This is a genomic window from Haloferax prahovense, assembly GCF_000723845.1.
Classification (GTDB): Archaea; Halobacteriota; Halobacteria; order Halobacteriales; family Haloferacaceae; genus Haloferax; species Haloferax prahovense.
This window is the reverse complement of record NZ_LK053003.1, coordinates 78,224-96,589: the sequence shown is the minus strand read 5'-3', so window position 1 is coordinate 96,589 and position 18,366 is coordinate 78,224. Positions and strand designations below refer to the sequence as shown.

Below are 18,366 nucleotides of genomic sequence, written 5' to 3'. Positions count from 1 at the left end.
TCCTTCTCGCTTCCACGGGCCTCTAGCTGTGCAATGACATTGTTCGCGACATCCAGAATCGGTTGCTTGGAGCGGAAGTTCTCCTCAAGCGTTTCTGGAACCAGCGTCTCGTAGCGTTCCTCGAGTCGGTGCCCGATGTTCTCGACTGCCGCCCCACGCCACTCGTAGATCGCCTGGTCATCATCACCGACCACGAACAGTTTGTCATCGTCCGCGAGCTGGTCGACCAGCTCGAACTGGACAGCATCTGTATCCTGGAATTCGTCACAGAACACGTAATCATACTGTCCCGCAATCTCGGCACGGATGTCCGGATCCTCAAGGAGATCGAGCGTCGCACCGATCAAGTCGGCAAAGTCGACCAGCGATGCCTCGCGGAGGCGTTGCTCGTACGCTGTATAGCCAGCGGCCAGATCGGCTGCCTCCTGGCATTCCTCGACGAACGACCGAAGTTTCCCGGTGAGCGTGACGGACATCGAGTCGGGGATACCGCTCGGTGGACTGGAGTACGTCCCGAACAGATAGGCGGGTAGACGGAACGCGGGCTTGTGCTCACCATCGATAATCGACGCCTGCTCCGTTTCTAATAGCTCCGCGAGGGAGGTACAGGTCTCCTCCATGCCGCGCAGATACGTCGCGACCGACTGTTCGACACCGGTTTGGCCGACCGCGGTTCGTTCGTCTGCAATCGATTGCTGGAGGTCGGCGAGGCCGTCACGCATCTCCTCGAGGCGGTCTGCAGACGGGGCCCGCCAGCTGACCCGGACTGTCTCATTCGCCCGGTCGACAATTCGGTCAACGAGTGCCTCCAGTTCCAGGAGTCGGTCAGCGTCACCAAGGAATGTCTCGATGGTGCCTGGCGAGATTCCTTTGCTCTTCATCGTGGAGATGAATTTGAGCAGGCTGCCTGCTGCCCCATCAGCATGTGAATCGGGGCCATAGACTTCAGGACCGGTGAACCGATAGGTGATTTCGTCGAGCGCTTCGTGAATGAGGGTGGTTCGATCAGCGTTATTCACGACATCGAATTGCGGATCGATTGCAGCGTGATACGCATACTCTCGAAGGATATCGTGGCAGATGGAGTGATAGGTGTATGCGTTCACATCGTATCCTGGTGCGCCAAGCTTCTCATTCAACTTCTCGCGCATCGAGTCTGCAGCCTTGTTCGTGAACGTTAATGCGAGGATTCGATCCGGTGAGACGTCGTGTTCGTTGATCAGGTGCTCGATCTTCCGAACCATCGTGAACGTCTTCCCGGTCCCAGCTCCGGCCAACACCCGCATTGGGTACTCTCCAGACTCGATGATACGCTGTTGGGAAATCCGCGGCGACGGCTCTTCGTCGGGGTCGTTTTCAGCGGGAGGAGGCGACATCAGAACTGCACCTCCTCTGCGAGTGCATCGGTACACATAGAACGATAATCACACCGCTCACAGGCATTCTCGCGAATCGCGTCCCACCGAATGGGCTCGTAGTTGTCCTCACGGATCCCATCGTGTGCCCGCTGTATCAGCCCCCAGATCGTTTCTTCTTCGCTGTAATAGGTTTCCTCGACATCGCGACCATAGCCCGAGACACGGGGCTGGACGCCGGCAGTACTCTTTTCGAGATCCGTGTTGGCGAGCAGTCCATAGTACGTGAAGACGACCTCCATCCCCTGCTCGTAGACGGATGTATTCTGGACCCCTTCGATGTAGGTCGCCGCCTGAATCGCGCTCTTGACGATACGGGGGTGGTAGTCCTCGCCGGCAAGGTGCTCGCGGAGCTTCTCCTTTGCGCGATCGCTCGTCGAGAGCTCGTATCTGACGGATGGTTTGTAGTCGATGATCTGAAGGCCGTCGTCCGTACGGACGACGTTATCAGCGTATCCGTGGAGGGAAATCCCATCTCGTTCACATTCGAGTTCGACTTCCGTGAGAACGGATCCACGAACGTGATCGAGCCCTGGACCGGTCGAGAAGTAAGCCTCAATCGCGGCACGGGCGAGCTGTTTATCGTACTCGTAGTGGGCAGCAGTGGCGTACTCAGTGCGACTCGTGCGACCGTCCCACTCGTCGGCGAAGGCATCGAGCGCGAGCGCACGAATCTCTTCATCCGACTCTCCTGCTATGGTCTCACAAACATACTCAATAGTGCCGTGCAGCGCCAGCCCACGGTCTAAATATCGGCGCGTTTGATCGGGGTTCGCGACAGAGAGGTCGTGCTTATATTCGTACTGACGCGGACACCGAGTGTACGTTCCCAGACGGGAGGGAGACAACGGTCGCGACCGGTCAGAATCAGTCACGGCGAACCCTCCCTTCAGCGAAGTCGACATGCGCTTCGAATGCGGCTTCAAGTTCTGGGTCATCCGTCTCATCCAACAGCTGCTGAATCGCGCCGAACTGCGTCTCAACCGCGTCCAGGCCGACGTCGTCGCCAGTGACGGGTGCTGTCCGTACGTCCTGGAGAGCACGCTCAACGCTGGAGAGGACCCTCGTTGCAGCACGACCCTGGCTATGGACGTCCTCGTGGGTGATCGAGTCGAACTCGAACTGGCCCCGAAGTTGTTGCAAGAAGCGGGACGGCTGTTTGTACTTTCCTGGATCTGCTGCGTTCTCTGCATAGGTACAGAAGTACAGTTGATCCGTCGCCGCGTTGGCGCCAACCGCGAGGAGCCGTCGGCTCAGCTCAGTATAGTACGCCGAGAACGGATGGTTGATGTCGTCGTCTGCGGTCGGGAAGGTCTCACAAACCTCGTCCCGAGTCGGACTCGTGACAGCAGGATATTCGGGGAGCGATTTGAGCTGTGCAATCGGAAAGAGCGACGAAAACCGTGGGACTGCAGGGTACTCCTCCTCGACGACGTTCAAGACGAACACCGCCTTCCAGGAAGCGTTTTTGACCACGCGGGCAGAGTCGACGAGGACCCCGCCCTCCTTCACGTCGACCTCACTGTAGAAGTCGGGCGCGGAGTATCGGAATGCTCGCTCCAGTGCTTGACAGAACGCGTCCCACGAGGAGTCCAGCAGCGGGCAGTCCTCAACGAACCGTGCGAGGTCGAGAACGCGCCCGATGTGCTGGAACTGGATGCGAGCCTCCAGCTGTGATTCGGTCGAAGCGACCCGTTGCTTGAGATCTGTGTCGAGAACCCAGGTCGTCAAAGCGTCCGAAACCGATGCAGTCGCCAGCTCGTCATCGTCGAGAATCGTCGTGAAGTCCGGGACTCTGGCTTCGAGCAGCGTTCGAGATTGGTCGTCTCCGCCCGACTCGAGATATCGAGCAACGTGATACAACTCCCGGGCAGCAGGGTCATCAGAAATCGCACTCGTGGTGATAGACGCCGTCGGAATGCCTGCCTGCTGTAAGATCCGAACGGTCTCTTGGATCGGTGAACTCGAATCTTTGAGGACGACCGCAAACTCGTCGTACGACCACCCCTCTGTCGTTCGACGGCGTTCGATTTCTTCTGCGACGGTCTGTACCTGATCGGCGAATGTTTCCTCGGTTATCTCGAAAAGGCCGTCCGGAGCTGCCGATTGTGGCGCTTCGCCGGTCGCGAGATGCGCTGCTACCTGGGCAGGGCCCGAGATGGGAGACGAGGAATCGTGGACGACGGTTTCCATCTGGAGATGATCGGTGATGTCTCCAGGTTCGTTCCTGATCCGCTGAATACTCCCATGTCGTTCTCCGACACACACCAATTCAGTGCCCGTCGACGCGGCTGCCAAGAATCTGCGCTCCAAGGCGGAGAACTCCTCGACCTCTACAGTCAGAATCACGTCAAACCGATCGAGAATCGGTGGACGTGCGGTCTCCGTCTCCAGGTACTCTAATGTTCGTGGGATGATGCTCGCACGCTCAGCATACCCGTTCGTCACAAGAACCTCCTGCAGATGGGTCGTGAAATCGAATAATTCAGCGAGCGACGAATCGTTCGCGTCGACGTTCTGATTTTGCCACGCTGCTGCCAAGGTGAAACGACCGACGTCGTCTTCGAAGGCATCGAATGCCGATGCTTGCTGCAGAAACGAGTCGGTCCATTCGTACTCGGAGAGGACCGATGCGAGAACTGCAGCACGTTCATGCTGGGAGACGAGCGTCGGGTTCTCTTGGCTCGCTTCGAGGATTGTCCGGGCGAACCGCGTGAGCGACATCACTTCTGGTCGTTCAACGGAGTCGACGTGAGTGGCCAAGACATCGGTAAACGTCTCGATGCCAGTCGGGAACCGCTTCAACACGAGGATATCGCCGACATCGTGTTCATGCAGACACTCGGCGAAGATAGGTGCGACTCGCTCCTCAAGCGGGGGGCCGGTTGGAGAGAACAGATGAAGCTCACCGGGAAGCTCCGTCATTGTGTGACCAATTGCAGACATAGTACTGTCGTCTGCATCTCATTTGATAAATCTTCAGCACGTGACTATACGATGACGGAGATATAACGCGAGAAACCATGTTCCGCCGATTACTGCGTGCCCTCGGAAGCAAAACAGATGATAGCCCAAAGAAGGATTCAGCGACGGCTTCCTCGGTTGGTTCGTTCGATCACTACACCGATTCAGTCGATACAATCAAACAGCTAAAGCGCGAGCAGCGCCACGACGAGGCCGAATCGTTGCTCCTCTGGTGTATTGAGCAAACTGAACAGGAGGAGTTTGGCGATCCAGCGCCGTGGTATTACAAACATCTAGCAATCGTCTATCGGAAGGAGAACCGATACCACGACGAGATTCAAATCATCGAGCGTTACCTCAACAACGCTTCCTCACCTCGGGACGACCTCCAGAAACGACTGCATCGGGCGAAGGAGCTTGCAGAGAACGAATCTGGATAACGAAAGTTACTGAAACACCCAGTTTGTGATAGATTGAGGAAGCCGTGCTGCATAGATAGCGCGTATCTCGCACCAGAGGATTATCGAATATCACTCCAGGCCTTTCAGCAATCGAAATAGTGATACTGTAACACACGACTATCAAGCACAGTGCGTGGACGATACTCTGATCGGACGGTGCTCCTCTATCTCGGGAGCGAAGTAGAGCGGATGGGGACGACCCTCGGGGCAGAAGAAGAGACCGTGCGAGATGCGATCCGTATCTGTGGTGAGGTACTTCGAACGGACTACGCGTACGACTCGCTTGACTCGGTTGCTGGGGCGACTGTCTATCTCGCGTGTACCCGGCAGGATGAACCGATATCGCTACCTGACATTGCCGATGTGAGTCGGAAGAGTCAGAAGAACATCCAACACCTCGGAGCGAAGCTGATGACCGAACTGGGGATACAACCAACACCAGTCGAACCGGATTCGTACTTGGAGGATGGTATCAAGGAGTTCGAGTTTACCGCAGCACAGGCAGCCGATGCGAGAGCGATCCTAGAACGAGGAAAGGAGAGAGGACTCCACAGCGGAATGGCACCGACGACAGTCGCTGGAAGTGTGTTATACGCGGTGGTCCAGAAGTACGACCTTGATATCCGTCAGGCAGACGTTGCAGAGCTCGTTAACAAGACCCCCGTTTCGATTCGGAACAACTACCGGGACTATCTCCGGTTGGCTGACGACGTGACCGTCGATGCACTCGCCCCACAGAGTGTAGAGGAGGGGCTCGGCCTCATCCAAGCGAAGTTCGACAACAATCCAGCCGTGTACGTTCAGGACGCACAGCGTTTAGTAGACGATGCCGAGCACATCAACGGTGCCATGAGCCCGGCGGGGGTCGCTGGGGGCGCGTACTTGGCCGTCGTCAATGCAAATGGGGGAGACGGAGACGCAGAGATGGTCGCAGATACGGTCGGTGTCACCGCACAGACGATACAGAGACACGCCAAGAGGTTCAACCATGTCTGAATCGGAGGTCAGTGTAGACACATGTGACGAGTGGCGACAACGGCACAACCGGAACGAGTCGCTGTTCTCGATCGCACACGACAATGACGTGATTCGAGCGACCGTTCGCGATCACGTGTCCGGTGAGTGCGACCACACAGGGAACGTCGATCCGATCGCTGCGGCGGCGAGACGACCCGTTGGTGAGACGGAGTGTACGGCACTTCGACGACGTGCCGCAACGGGCGAATCCCCAGACTCACTGGCCGAAGAGACGGGGCGAAGGTGGAAAACGCTCGTAAAACATCTCTCTGGAAACTGCGAACACCCGGATACGGAGGGGGTGACCGTGGCTCGGGAGACGCTACTGGAACGTACCAATATCACCGCAGAGCAGTGTGCTGCGTTCCGCGACGGTGTGGAAGAAACCGGGAACGTGTTGGCCTACGCAAAAGCGGCGGATCACGAGTATCAGACTGTGCTTCGGCACGTCAACGGGGAGTGTAACCACGACGTAGATATTCCACCTCGTGAGAGGCGAGAGCGAAGCAACGACGTATCCGAGTCGGAGTGTGCAGCGATCCGCGACCGGTATCGGGAGGGGCCAGATGTGACACTTGAGATGCTCGCAGACGAATTCAGTCTGTCGAGGGGCACAGTCGAGCGCCACATCAGATTCACGTGTTCGCATCCCCCGGGGGACCTCCTCGTAACATCGGTGGACGAGGTACAGGATCTCCTCGAAGAAACGATGGAACCAGAGACGACGTACCGGCCGGAGAGCGTCGCTTCACTCGATTCGGTGACTAATGGGGATCCAACCGAGGCAGCGGCTGACCTTGCGACGCCAGAGCCCGAGCGTGTCGAGACAACACAGAGCAGGGTTGTCCGCAACACTGCCTTAGCTCGTGAAGTGAAAGCGTTGTACGGCCACAGCTGCCAGCTCTGTGGCGACGTTCGTCGTGGACCAGGAGGAGACCCCTACGCAGAGGCCCACCATATCCGGCCACTTGGAGCTCCCCACGATGGCCCCGACGAGTTGGAGAACGTTCTCGTGTTGTGTCCGAACCATCATGCCGACTTCGACTACGGTCGGGTAGTAGTCGACCCGGAGACGTTGACCGTTCGCCACCAGGATGAACCCGCCGTCGAAGGAGAGGAGCTGACAGTTGTCGACTCTCACGACATCTCATCAGCCCATCTCCAGTACCACGCAGAGACAATCGCCTCGCAAGAGCAGAGTTAGATTCGGTCCAAGACTCTGTTCACCACGCACTCCCACGAACTCACGGGCCTCATCGAGATAGTCTCAGGAGTTCACTTCTGGCCTGATTGTCGCGATGAGCTCGTCGGCTGCCGGACCCATACTCAGGTCGTCCCTCGCGGGTGCGGTCATTATATGGACAGGAGGCTCCCGATACGATGAGACCCAACTCGTGTCGTTCTTCGTGGGTGTCCCCATTGCCGCCGTCCTCTATCTCGGCCGCCTTGTCTATACGGTGTACCTGACGCGTGGGTCGCCTCTTCAGGTAAAAACTGTACTTGACAGGAGTCTTGGGTCAGGAATTTGCCGTTCTATCGCTACTGATATTTTGTGGGCTTGGCATTGTCAGTTCGCTTGTCAGCCGTTCATTCGGCACTCGATTGAACTGATAGAGAGTGTCAGACGGTCATAACCTCATCTCAACTCCATGCGGAATTCACCCTCTATATTCAGCAAACCACGTCCATCTGTCAGACGATATTCATTCAACATCTAGCTACGACCAGGTTGGCTCCAGCAGTTCGCAGGGTTCGTCTGGCTTCGAGTAAGGCCCATCGAATTGACCATCGTCAAGACCCCAGTACTGGGCGCTATCTGTGTGCGTATCGACTCGTTCAAGAAGTTCCGGGTGGCACGTCAGCAGGAAAACCTGGTTCGTATCCGCCAACTCGGAAATCGTCTGCAGCGTTCGAACGTGGTGAGCGGGGTCGAAGTTCGTCATCGAATCATCGAGCAAAACGGGGAGCGACGATTCATGGCGACGAATCCGAGCAAGGCGAATCGCGAGGAACAGCTGCTCGGCGGTGGCTCGCGATAATTCCGCGGTACGTTGTGTCTGGCCATCAGCGAGCACCGACTGGAAGTCGAGATTGTCGAACTCGTTAGTGGAGTCAACCTCGGTATAGGCGTTGTCGGTGATTCGCGCGAAAATCTCGCTGGCTTCGTCGAGGAGTGGCCCTGTCGTCCGGTCAATGAAGCGTTCGTGGAGTTCGTTCAGCAGGTACTCGGCGATGCGAGATGTCGCATACTCCTCGGCAAGCGGCTCGAGCCGACGTCGTCCCGCCTCGATCGTCGCATGTGCCTCGCGGACATCGTCATCAGAGGCAAGCTCTTCGAGCTCTCTCGTGAGCTCAACCCGGTCTTCAACACGATCCGATCGTTCCGATTCAAGGCTCTCGATGGTTCCCCCAATCGTATCGAGTCGCTCCTCGATCGCCTCTCTATCAGCGTACTCCTCAACGACGCGCTCGAACGCAGCGAGCGCCCAGTCGTCATCGTCGTCCTCTGAATCGCGGTACGATTCAAACGCTGGTTCGATGGCTGACGCCGTCAGTCGGCGCTTGAGTCGGACACGAATCTCGTCGCGCTGTTCCCGCGCTTCTACGAGCTCGGTGACGCTCTCACCGCGTTCGAGAAACTGGTCGGCCGTACGAACGATAGTAGCTGAATCAGCAGTGGTGAGATCTGGTGCATCGTCCCACTCGGTTAAGAGATCACGGAGGTCATCTTTGTGACTGGTGACGGTCCGTTGGGCTGTCGTGACCGCCTGTGCGAGATCGAGGTCGTCTTCGGTATTTTCGATCGTCGCGAACAATTTCTCTGCGTCTTCGAGCGGGTCGATATCGTCAGTATCGAGAACACCGAGTTCGGACATGGTATCGGCGGCTGCTGCGAGGTCTGAACGGAGAGTTTCCTCCTTCTCATCGAGGGCTTGGACGTCTCCTTCCAGCGTCGTGAGATCGCCTCGGAGCGAGGAGATGTCAGCATAGAACTCTCGTACGGCAGCAGGACTCGTATCGTTTGAGAGTCCGAGCTTCTCTCGGAGGGAGTCCAATTGCTCGGTATCGATCGAATACTCTGTTTCGAGATCCGCTTTTCGAGAGCGCAGGCCTTCAATATCGGCAGTCAGGCTGCGTTTGTCTGCTCGAAGCGTCTCGACAGATATGCCATCGACTTCAGGGGACTCGAATTCAAGCCGTGACGCGGCATACGCGCCGACAATCAGGGTTATCACGAGCGTGATGACGACACCAGGAATCGCGCCACCAACAACGCCCACCCCACTCCCCACAATCAGCGCAACTACCGTCCCACCCGCAGCGACGGGAAGCTGGTCACGAAGTGTGTGAGACGCCTCAGATGATGAGTCGGTTGCAGTGTCGATTTCCTGTTCCAGCTGTTCGTGACGAGTCGTTTTCTCGTTCAGGTTGCGCTCGACCTCATCTAATTCGGATTTGAGATCCTCACAGGAGCGCGTAATCGACCGAACCTCATCGCGAGAGAACAGGTCGGTCTCAACATCACGAACCCGGTCAAGCAAGGACTCGCCATCCCACCCAGGTTGCAAGTCCGCAGCCTGGGAGCGAAGTTTTCGACGCTCTTTCGCAAGCTCAGACCGTTGCTCTTGTAGTGAATTTACCCGCTCACGCCAGCCAGCGATTTCCTTGTTGTACGCCCGTATCGTAGACGTGGCATCCAGTAGCCGGTCGCGATACGCTTCGTGATCCTCCGCACTAACCTGTCGAGCGAACGCTTCTTCCGCAGTCGTCAATTCCTCCTGCCCTTCCGCTAGTTGACTTTGCAGTTGCCGAGCGCGGTCAAGTTGGTCTGTCGGGAATGCATCGACTTTGTCAAGGTCAGCCCCATCAAGTTCAAAATTAAGCTCCTGAAGCGACTCGAACTCCTCGTATTCCGTGAGGACCGTGTTGAGACGGGTTTGTTCCGTTGATAGATCAGCAATCTCTTCATCAAGTTCCGCGATGCGGGAATTCACATCGTCACGAGCAGCCTGTTTCCGGTCGTGCTCGTCGACCTGAGTGACGGCGGCGTCTCGCGCATCGACCCCCGACTGAATCTCGTTAATCGGCCCTTTGAGGTCATAGACCGATCGTCCGTGTTTGCCTCCGATTGATTTCGCCCGATCACTGAATGACTCTTGAATCTGGGGGATTTTGAGGACGTCACCATATGCTGCACCGAGTAGGATTGCCGACAGGCTAACGTCGTCATCGAGACTCGTTGGCAACCGCCGGAGTTCGTCGAGACTAATGGTGAAGAGCTGCTGGTACTGTGCGGGCCCTAGATTGCCGAACACATCCGAAAGTGCTCGATCGGGGGCACCATTGACAGGCGCAAGTGCAGGATCACCATAGCCAGTGAGTGCCAGCTCATATTCAGCGCCCTCGACGACGACATCGGCCGTGAGGTCATACTGGTCCGTTGCTGGTGGGAGACCATTGCCGCGAGGAATCCCATAGCCGAGATGGCGAACCGCTTCCATAAACGTCGTTTTGCCCGCTCGTTGTGGGCCAGCGATGACGGTCAATCCATCATCGACATTTTGGAGTCGAGCTCGCCTGAAGCATCCGAAATCGTCCAGATCGAAGTTCTTAATTCGCATTGTCCCTCCGTGTCGCAAGTTCGTCGATTGACCGAGTGACGGCGCGGTCAATCAGGTCGTCTAGTCGTTCCTCGTCCAACGCAATCCGTTCCTCTGAAACGTCTTCGTGTTCTTCGTCCGTCCGCCACTCCCAGACGTCACCTGTCCTCGCTCGCAGCGCAGCTCGTGCCGCGTCGTCCGCTCGTATCTCGTTGGAAAGCTCAACCAATTCGCTGATGATCTCGTCCGACTCTACCAACGTCTCAAGGTCTGGAAGCGGTGGCGCAGAGTAATCACGGACGGACTCGGTCCACACAAAGGGTGAAGCGCTACTGCTGCGCTCCCGCAGACGGTTGGCGAGCACATCCGTCGCTTCCTCATCAAGCGCTTCAGATAGCTCTCCACGGCCACTCAGCGTCCATCGACACACGAACCCCTCTGGCATCCAGTCTGTCTCAGCCACCGGCATCGGAAGGGTGTCAGTGAGAGAGTCCTGGTCCGCTACCCGAAGGTCTAACATACGCTCCTCGAGGTACCCTTCCGCATCTGCAAGGTTGCGAAGGGGGGTATCGTCGTCTGTGCTCGCAGTGCCGAGGTCGACTACGATTTCCTGCCAGACGATCGGGCTCGTCGGAACGAACTCGATGTCAGGGTCGCCACCTGCATCCACGTCGACGAGCAAACACCCGCCGACGGCAGTTTCACCAATATTTCGTCCTTGTGGTATCCCAGCGTACGCCGCTGGCGCTCCGTCGACGAGCCGTGGCGTATGGATGTGCCCGAGCGCCCAGTAGTCGATTTCCTTCTGTGCTAAGTCGCTCGGCCCACAGGGGGCGTACCGCCGGCCATCCGGATTCAGGCCCGTGTGGAGCAGGCCAATATTCGGGATTGCTGTATCCGGCGGTGTGTAGTGATAGTACAGAGAGTTGCTCTCCCACTGGCTTCCATAGGATTGGCCCATGATGCGGGCCTCCGGCTCGTCGTCGTTGGGGTACAGAACCGTCTCGACGTCGTCTGCACCGAACACGTGGACGTTATCGGGTAAGGGGAGTTTCTCCGCCCCTGCTCCCAGTGGATCGTGATTCCCGTGGACAACATAACACGGGATATCGGCGTCTTCGAGCCGCTCGAATTGATTGACGAGAAATTCATTCGCGTAGACTGAGCGCGCTTGCTGATCGTAGAGGTCGCCAGCGACAACGACGAAGTCGACGTCCTCGTCGAGGGCGACCTGGATAACTCGACGGAGGGCTTCGTGCGTCGCTCGCTGCAGGCGCTCAGCCAATGATTCAGATGCCGCTTCCACAGCGCGGAGTGGACTTCCGAGATGGAAATCCGCGGTGTGGAGGAACGTAACTCCCATTCAGTTGACTGTCATGTGAAGCTCATATCAAAGTTTCCTGTCTAGCGAGACGACAGAACAAGTCCAATCGTATTAACCAACAGAATTATGCAAACTCCCCGACATTGTTGGTTAAGTCCTGTCCGGACGGTGAGTCCGATGCCATACTCCGAACCGACAACCCCACCAGAACTGCCAGCCCAACTTGTAGAGCAACTCGACAACTGTGATGTTGAGACGCTCCGCGCAGCTGGCAGCTACGCCGAGGCACTTGCAGAATATCGAGAACGTGAAGCGCGATTACGCGACGCTGAGGAGGGCAACGCAGAAGGCGTCGACGAGCGTCCTGAAGATCTTCCGAATGACGTTCCAACGAAAGCCACTCTCACGGTGAAGGAGATCAACGACAACCAGTACTACTACTGGCAATGGAGAGATGGAGAGAAGATCAAGTCGAAGTATAAGGGGCCGGTGAGTCAGAGCGAATAATTAACCAACAAAATCGAGCTGGTCCGTGGGTTGTTGGTTAAAATGGTGGCATCGATTGTCAGCCGAAGTAGGTCAAAAACGGCCGTATCTTAATCTTAAGATTAATCTTCAACTTAGATTTAAGTCGGAGCAGTATGATGAACCACTATGAGCGATCAATTCACCGACGCCCTTGACCAGACGGAGGAGGCACAAGCGGCGTACGCGAAACAGCTGGGGATCAAGCCAGATCGGATTCCCTTCACTGCCGAAACCCTTCCGAACGCCAGTATCGCCGTGCGAGTCAATCAAGGTCTGCTCAATGAAGTAGCGAGTCACATACTCAATCGTGCTGGCCACATCTCGATCATCGACGAACGTGGTGCTGGCAAATCGCACTTCCGTGACTTGGTGTACGATGCGCTTTCGGACGGCCCGCGAAGTGATGAGTTCCGTGTAGCCAGAATCCGTGAAGTCGAGTCAATCACTACACGTCGATTCTACACGCGGTTACTCGATGAACTCAGTTCGTTTGACGACCTCGACGTCCCGGACTCATATCCACATGCAACGGACGAAGTACGGGAGATTGTAGAGGACGTTGCTGAGCAGCTCGAAGCTCAGGACATCGCATGCATCATCCAGGTCGACCAACTCGAGGACGCAGCCAGGAATACGCGAACCTTCGAACAACTGCTCGCGGCGTTGCAGAGCGTCGGTGACCTCGGCGAGAGCGAACCTGTATTCATCCTCTTCTTGTTCGGAACGGAGCGTGCTGGGAATCGTATCGATGAGTTGCGGGAAACGCTGAGCTCTCGACTCGTCGCGAAGGATCGAACACTCGAACGATTTGAGTTCGCAGAGACAGAGGAACTCATCGCTCGCTGGTTAGCCTGGGCACGCGAGGAAGAGTATGACGGTGGGTATCCCTCCGACCCGTACACAGCGAGCGCGATCGATACTATCGTCGAGTACAGTGATGGAACCCCACGGAACACCCGGCAAAAATGCTATCACGCATTCCGCGCGGGGGCACAGCAATTTGCTGCCGAAGACGTCGTCGAAATCCGTGACGAGACGTTGGACACATACCTTTAAGATTAAGCTTAAGAATTAGCAAACATGAGCAGCGACAATCCGTTCGGTGAGGCGATGGACGACGCCTCCGAGGAGAAACAGCGTGAGGAACGGCGAGAGGCATCCGATTTCGACCTCGATCCCTATTACAACGCGCTGAACACGGGTGTGAAAGATCACACTATCGGCGTGTCAGTGAGTGAAGAGATGCATCAGTTCTGGCGAGAACTCCAGGACACGGATGACGTGGACATCAATCCAGCGCAGTCCATTCGCAACCACCTCGAGAACCTAGCGCACCGTCATCCCGACGTATTCGAACGGGCGATGCGCAAACTCGAAATCGATCGCGAGATGTGAGCCACTTCTTTAACCAACGAGACAGGTGAGAGACGGCTGTTGGTCTTTTCAGGTCACAACGAGACGGCGACGTTGAATACGCTACTTTCCCACCACCACTGGTCCCGTCAGAAACGGTCCTGTTGCATTTCGCCTGAAAAGATCAATGTCTGTTGGTTAAGGGAGGTTGCTCTGTATCAAAGACACGAGAGTCGTTCGCAGCGATGTTGCAGTGGTGTAGATTCCGTTGCTCGTATTCTGATTGACTGAATCTGGAGGCACACCCCTATCGACTTGTTTTCCGAAACCACGTGCAGACACAGAGTCACCCCTATCGATTTGTTCGTGAAGGATGCGCCCAAGGGGGATGCAGACTCACGCGAAAGAGTACCTCTGAGATAAACGTGAAGCTGCGAACGAGAAGATCTCAGTTGAGAGCCGAATCTGCATCGTGGAGTACCGACTCGGGAACCACTCTCTCACCCCTATCGATTTGTCCCCGTACGAAAGAGCACCACAGGACAAGCTTTGGCCCGATAAAAGTAATCGGAGATCTCACGATTGGTGGCCCATGGTGTAATCCCCCTTGTTTAAGGCACTATTTTACCGATTTCTGGGAGACTGCGTTGATATCGAACAAATCGATAGGGGAGACCGGACGAATTTAGAATGGCGTCTAAGGACTTGTATTGCTGGAATCGAGACCGTTCGTATCCACACTAAAGACACCTGTTTAAGTAAAGTACACGGGAGAAAATCGGACGACTTCGACCAGTTAGAACAAATCGATAGGGGTGTGTCTACTCTAGCTAGGCTAGTCTAGAACTAGAAGAAAGAAGAAGAGATCGAAAGAACAACAACCAATTCAATGAAATACTCGGTCTAGAGGTAGTGACAACGCAATCGGAATCGAGTCACCCCCACCCCTCCTTTGTGGTTGGAACAAATCGATAGGGGTGAGAGGGTGTTCTTCATGTTTCCACGATATCGTGCTACGAAATCCTTCCGAACAAATCGTCGGAGGTCTACGAGCAAACCGCTAAAACTCTCCGATTCTCCACCTCTGAGCCTCGTAGAGGGTGAAAAGAAATCGACAGGGGAATCTTTTAGTATCCTGATAGAGAGGGATGAGATATGCCCACGGATCCTGGTCCCGAGGAATCATCTGAGTCCACGGGTTCTATTAAAGATCTCATCCTCGAGCAGGAAGAAGCCGCGAGTCTCATCAAGAACCGAGCTCTTCTCGAACCGAACGAGATCGTCGACGAGGAACGGATCGTCGGTCGCGACTCCCAGCTCACCGACATCACCCAGCACCTTCGAGTCGCGATTAGCAATGAACGCCCACCGAACCTCTTCCTCTACGGGCCGTCAGGGACTGGAAAGTCGCTCATCATCAACGCCGTCTGTTCGAACATCCTCGAACTCTGTGAAAGCCGTGACATCAGATTCGGCGTAATCCAGATGAACTGCCAGAACGTCGGGACTCTCGGTTCTGCCGTTTACGAGTTAGCTCGAAAAGTCGCGAACGATGTCGGAGTGACCGTTGAGGTTCCAGAACACGGCATCCCGAACAAGAAGAAATGGCGAGAACTCTACCGCCTGATTAACGAACACTACGACACTGTCGTGTTCATCCTCGACGAACTCGATATGCTCATCGGTCGCCGCGATATGGAAGAACCTGCCTTCTCCCGTCTTCTGTACCAGCTTTCTCGCGCTGGGAGTACGGACGAGATTACTTCCCAGGTCTCTGTGACTGCCATCACCAACGACACGAAGATGATGGAGAACGTTGGCAGTCGAGCACTCAGTTCATTCACGCCGGAGGACGTCCACTTTAGCGACTATGATGCCAACCAACTCCGAGAAATTCTCTGGGCACGGGAAGATGCCTTCCACGAGGGCGCACTCAGTAACGACGTGATCCCACTGGCTGCAGCATTCGCCGCCCAAACGAACGGGGATGCACGGAAGGCGATCGATCTAATGCGGACTGCAGGCTCAATCGCCGAGAAAGCAAACGCGGACCAGGTTCGTGAAGAGCACATTCGAGAAGCCCAAGACAAGGTCGAGAAGAACCGCGTTCTAGAGGTAACTCGTGGAATTAGTACCCAGAAGAAGCTCTGTCTCTTCGCGACTGCTGCCGTTGCCCGGGAGACCGGGGGGGCAGCGAAAAGTCCGCTCGGGTATCGAGTGTATCAGTATCTGACGGGGACGCTTGATGCAGATCAGTATCACCAGGAAACGTACGTGAACAAGATGAAGGAGCTCACGACGTATTCGTTGGTCGAGACAGAGCGGAAGAGTCAGGGCCCGCACTCGGGAAGCTACCTCGAGTTCACGTTTGGGGAGAATCCGAACACGATTATCGAGACGCTTCGAGAAGATTCACGACTGAAGGACGTCCACGTAGATGAACTACGAGCGGTGGTTCGGGCTCAGATCAACAAGTAGCTCCTCATCGGAACAAATCGATAGGGGCGAGGGTGCTGCAGCGGTCTAGTTCTCTCGACATCGATAACAAGTCGATAGGGGTGCGTCTCTAGGGTTTGGTGGTCTCTCTCACAACAAATCGATAGAGGTGTGTCCCTTCCGAATCCAGAATCCTGACTGACCATCGCCTAATGAAAACCTGGTATATGTAGGTGTCTGTCATTCATGTTGCTAAATCTCATGAAGTGACTCCCGGAGCGACAGTGGGTAAAATTTGCACTTCAAAGCCCGTAACGCTTGATCTCTATCTCTTAGGGTCTCTTCTTGGCCACGCAAGCGTTTATACGCTGGAAGAATCAAGATTAGGTTGACCAATGAGTCTTGATGAGGCGGTTGACGAGGCACTCGCGACGTACAACATGTCGCGCAGCGAAGAGGCCGAGGAAACGGGCCGAACAGTCGCCACGCTCCAAGACTAACAGAGCCGCTTAGTCGAGGTTCCGAATCTTTTCAGCGAACGCTGCTTTCGATAGCCCCGGCGTTTCCTTCAGCTCTGGATAGCCTGCGCGTTCGACGGCCTCCTCGACGAATTCGGTCCAGAGTTCTTCGTGCTGCTCCGCGTAGACGACCTTCGCTTCACTCGGGTACATATCCAGCTCGTATGCAGTCAGGTCGATTTCTACCGCGTGTTTCCGCTCAATCGTTCTCGCGCCGAAGCGGTACAGGTGCTTGAAGAGGACGTTCTTCCGCCGAACGGTCAACAGCCGCTTCGATTCGTTGATGTACTCATTCACCCACTCCCGCCAGTCGTACGACTCCGGATTGACTTCTATGGACGTTTCGGGCATCGAGAAATTCGGATTCAAACGCCGGAGGTAGAACTGGATTAGTGCGACAGCAGTCCGGTGATTGGCGTTCGGAAGTGCGTGTCTCAGAATCAGGTTTGAGGCGAGTCGCCCTGCAACGGCTGTTGCTGAACCCTCCCAGGATGTCCGATCAAGCACGTCCGGCAGCGCGTCGACGTCGATTTGCTTGTATGCCTCGACAGGAACGCCTTCCTCTTCCTCGTTCTGAGCGATGAGGGCGCGGTAGATCTCAAGCAGCCGAATGACGATGGTGCTGTTGTCCTCACTCATCTTCGCGAGTGACGCTTTGAGATCGAAGTCGACCTCACGAACGGGGCCACCATCAACGCGGGACGTGTAGACGACGTAGAACGCTTCGTCAATCTCGTACTTCTGAACCTTCACAGCGACGTCGTCGTCGTAGTCGACGATATGCGAGACGACTTCAGCAGGGTCCGGATGCACGAAGTCAAGAGAGAACTGCTTGTCACCGGGATGGTGGTAGTAGACGTGGCCCATCTGGTATACTGTACTCTTTCATCAATGCATATAGAGACTGCGAGGTTTCTACATTTGTCTTGGATAAAAATAGCAATTAGTATCTAGTTTGATATGTCATCACACTTCATATCGGCCAGTAAATATATAATATTCCATCAATCTGATTGACATGTACGCACCGCAAGACAATCGGTGCGGAACGATACCGAACTCATGATCTCCCGCTCAGTCACCGTCGAAGACATCGATGAGTTGTTCCTCAGGTGGAACGACCATCTCAACGCATCGGCCCTCTATCGGCAAGCCCTCCGCGACGAGATGCAACTTCGCGACGTTGAGCCGCACGAACTCCGCGCGCAACTCACCGAAGCGCGTGAGTTGGGCTACTCGCTCGATGAGATTGCAACCATGACGAGTCGCTACGCCGACCTCCAAGCGCTCGTGTACGACCACACCCAGTGATTCCCCGTGTCTGACTCACACCAGTCCTCTGCTGACGCTCGCTCCGTCCGTCGGTTACGGCCCTCCCGGTCCATCCTCCGCCACGTCGCGATCGGGAGCGTCCTGTTCGCGCTCGTTGCCGTCCAGCCAGTTGCCGCACAAGACAGCGTGGTCTGCAGCGCTGAGAAATTGCCGGAGATGGTCGAGGGCTTCTTCCAGATCACGACGACGATCGGCTTCATTGGGTTGGCAGTCATCTGGCAGGCCGATTCCCTCGCTGAGATCTTCACCGCCAGCCCCGAACAGAAAAAGCGACTCAAAGTCCACAAGCGCGCGGCACTCAAATCCGCCCTCATCTTGGCGGTGCTCGGCCCGCTGTATACCGTTGTGGCGTCGATTATGGGCCTCCCACTTGGGGACTGTGTGAACCTCACTCCCTGGTAAGCGCCCCACCAATCC

The 18,366-nt window shown here is 55.9% G+C and carries 15 protein-coding genes; 9 read left to right on the top strand and 6 right to left on the bottom strand.

Annotation, left to right across the window (positions count from 1 at the left end; all coding sequences use genetic code 11):
* The 3 genes from BN984_RS18840 to BN984_RS18830 all read right to left on the bottom strand — a co-directional run.
* On the bottom strand, positions 1 to 1,376 hold a 1,376-nt coding region (locus tag BN984_RS18840; RefSeq protein ID WP_156037907.1), incomplete at its 3' end, for an ATP-dependent helicase.
* Positions 1,376 to 2,290, bottom strand: a complete 915-nt coding sequence (locus tag BN984_RS18835) for a RecB family exonuclease (RefSeq protein ID WP_244877494.1) — start codon at positions 2,288 to 2,290, stop codon at positions 1,376 to 1,378. The genes BN984_RS18835 and BN984_RS18840, both read right to left, overlap by 1 nt.
* Positions 2,283 to 4,361, bottom strand: coding sequence for a PD-(D/E)XK nuclease family protein (locus tag BN984_RS18830; RefSeq protein ID WP_244877493.1), 2,079 nt, complete (start codon positions 4,359 to 4,361; stop codon positions 2,283 to 2,285). Before BN984_RS18830 ends, BN984_RS18835 begins: the two co-directional genes overlap by 8 nt.
* Positions 4,362 to 4,438: 77 nt before the next feature.
* On the opposite strand from BN984_RS18830, the gene BN984_RS18825 reads away from it, so the two are divergent.
* From BN984_RS18825 to BN984_RS19880, 3 genes are all read left to right on the top strand, one after another.
* Positions 4,439 to 4,819 carry a hypothetical protein gene (locus tag BN984_RS18825; protein WP_049969057.1) on the top strand — a complete coding sequence of 127 codons (381 nt, stop codon included), beginning with the start codon at positions 4,439 to 4,441 and terminating at the stop codon, positions 4,817 to 4,819.
* 177 nt (positions 4,820 to 4,996) lie between these two features.
* Positions 4,997 to 5,836: a transcription initiation factor IIB family protein gene (locus BN984_RS18820; protein ID WP_222114944.1), complete on the top strand. Its 840-nt coding sequence runs from the start codon at positions 4,997 to 4,999 to the stop codon at positions 5,834 to 5,836.
* Complete coding sequence (locus BN984_RS19880) at positions 5,829 to 7,061, top strand: HNH endonuclease (protein WP_222114943.1); 1,233 nt, start codon at positions 5,829 to 5,831, stop codon at positions 7,059 to 7,061. Before BN984_RS18820 ends, BN984_RS19880 begins: the two co-directional genes overlap by 8 nt.
* 514 nt (positions 7,062 to 7,575) lie before the next feature.
* Here the strand turns inward: BN984_RS19880 and BN984_RS18810 are convergent.
* Both BN984_RS18810 and BN984_RS18805 read right to left on the bottom strand, forming a co-directional pair.
* Positions 7,576 to 10,479, bottom strand: coding sequence for an AAA family ATPase (locus BN984_RS18810; RefSeq protein ID WP_081909283.1), 2,904 nt, complete (start codon positions 10,477 to 10,479; stop codon positions 7,576 to 7,578).
* Positions 10,469 to 11,821: a metallophosphoesterase family protein gene (locus tag BN984_RS18805; RefSeq protein ID WP_049969053.1), complete on the bottom strand. Its 1,353-nt coding sequence runs from the start codon at positions 11,819 to 11,821 to the stop codon at positions 10,469 to 10,471. The genes BN984_RS18810 and BN984_RS18805 overlap by 11 nt, the downstream gene beginning before the upstream one ends.
* A gap of 138 nt (positions 11,822 to 11,959) precedes the next feature.
* Between BN984_RS18805 and BN984_RS18800 the strand changes: the two genes are divergently transcribed.
* The 4 genes from BN984_RS18800 (at position 11,960) to BN984_RS18785 (ending at position 16,141) form a co-directional block, all read left to right on the top strand.
* Positions 11,960 to 12,289 (top strand): hypothetical protein, encoded by a 330-nt coding sequence (locus tag BN984_RS18800; RefSeq protein WP_049969052.1) that lies wholly within the window; start codon positions 11,960 to 11,962, stop codon positions 12,287 to 12,289.
* A 147-nt stretch (positions 12,290 to 12,436) separates the two neighbouring features.
* Positions 12,437 to 13,366, top strand: coding sequence for a hypothetical protein (locus tag BN984_RS18795; protein ID WP_049969051.1), 930 nt, complete (start codon positions 12,437 to 12,439; stop codon positions 13,364 to 13,366).
* A 24-nt stretch (positions 13,367 to 13,390) separates the two neighbouring features.
* Positions 13,391 to 13,705 (top strand): hypothetical protein, encoded by a 315-nt coding sequence (locus tag BN984_RS18790; protein ID WP_049969050.1) that lies wholly within the window; start codon positions 13,391 to 13,393, stop codon positions 13,703 to 13,705.
* 1,113 nt (positions 13,706 to 14,818) lie between these two features.
* Positions 14,819 to 16,141 (top strand): orc1/cdc6 family replication initiation protein, encoded by a 1,323-nt coding sequence (locus tag BN984_RS18785; RefSeq protein WP_049969049.1) that lies wholly within the window; start codon positions 14,819 to 14,821, stop codon positions 16,139 to 16,141.
* Positions 16,142 to 16,608: 467 nt separating this feature from the next.
* Here the strand turns inward: BN984_RS18785 and BN984_RS18780 are convergent, their stop codons facing one another.
* Positions 16,609 to 17,484, bottom strand: a complete 876-nt coding sequence (locus tag BN984_RS18780) for a hypothetical protein (protein WP_049969048.1) — start codon at positions 17,482 to 17,484, stop codon at positions 16,609 to 16,611.
* A 195-nt stretch (positions 17,485 to 17,679) separates the two neighbouring features.
* Between BN984_RS18780 and BN984_RS18775 the strand changes: the two genes are divergently transcribed.
* Together BN984_RS18775 and BN984_RS18770 are read left to right on the top strand one after the other, a co-directional pair.
* Positions 17,680 to 17,928: a hypothetical protein gene (locus BN984_RS18775; protein WP_049969065.1), complete on the top strand. Its 249-nt coding sequence runs from the start codon at positions 17,680 to 17,682 to the stop codon at positions 17,926 to 17,928.
* Between the two features lie 6 nt (positions 17,929 to 17,934).
* The gene (locus tag BN984_RS18770; RefSeq protein WP_049969046.1) at positions 17,935 to 18,351 is read left to right on the top strand and encodes a hypothetical protein; all 417 of its coding nucleotides are present in this window, start codon (positions 17,935 to 17,937) and stop codon (positions 18,349 to 18,351) included.
* The last annotated feature ends 15 nt before the right edge of the window (positions 18,352 to 18,366 follow it).

Excerpts from the sequence above, each read along its gene's own strand:
- BN984_RS18830 (WP_244877493.1), bottom strand. The coding sequence starts at position 4,361 with ATGTCTGCAATTGGTCACACAATGACGGAGCTTCCCGGTGAGCTTCAT.
- BN984_RS18825 (WP_049969057.1), top strand. The coding sequence starts at position 4,439 with ATGTTCCGCCGATTACTGCGTGCCCTCGGAAGCAAAACAGATGATAGC.
- BN984_RS19880 (WP_222114943.1), top strand. The coding sequence starts at position 5,829 with ATGTCTGAATCGGAGGTCAGTGTAGACACATGTGACGAGTGGCGACAA.
- BN984_RS18810 (WP_081909283.1), bottom strand. The coding sequence starts at position 10,479 with ATGCGAATTAAGAACTTCGATCTGGACGATTTCGGATGCTTCAGGCGA.
- BN984_RS18805 (WP_049969053.1), bottom strand. The coding sequence starts at position 11,821 with ATGGGAGTTACGTTCCTCCACACCGCGGATTTCCATCTCGGAAGTCCA.
- BN984_RS18800 (WP_049969052.1), top strand. The coding sequence starts at position 11,960 with ATGCCATACTCCGAACCGACAACCCCACCAGAACTGCCAGCCCAACTT.
- BN984_RS18795 (WP_049969051.1), top strand. The coding sequence starts at position 12,437 with ATGAGCGATCAATTCACCGACGCCCTTGACCAGACGGAGGAGGCACAA.
- BN984_RS18790 (WP_049969050.1), top strand. The coding sequence starts at position 13,391 with ATGAGCAGCGACAATCCGTTCGGTGAGGCGATGGACGACGCCTCCGAG.
- BN984_RS18785 (WP_049969049.1), top strand. The coding sequence starts at position 14,819 with ATGCCCACGGATCCTGGTCCCGAGGAATCATCTGAGTCCACGGGTTCT.
- BN984_RS18780 (WP_049969048.1), bottom strand. The coding sequence starts at position 17,484 with ATGGGCCACGTCTACTACCACCATCCCGGTGACAAGCAGTTCTCTCTT.
- BN984_RS18775 (WP_049969065.1), top strand. The coding sequence starts at position 17,680 with ATGATCTCCCGCTCAGTCACCGTCGAAGACATCGATGAGTTGTTCCTC.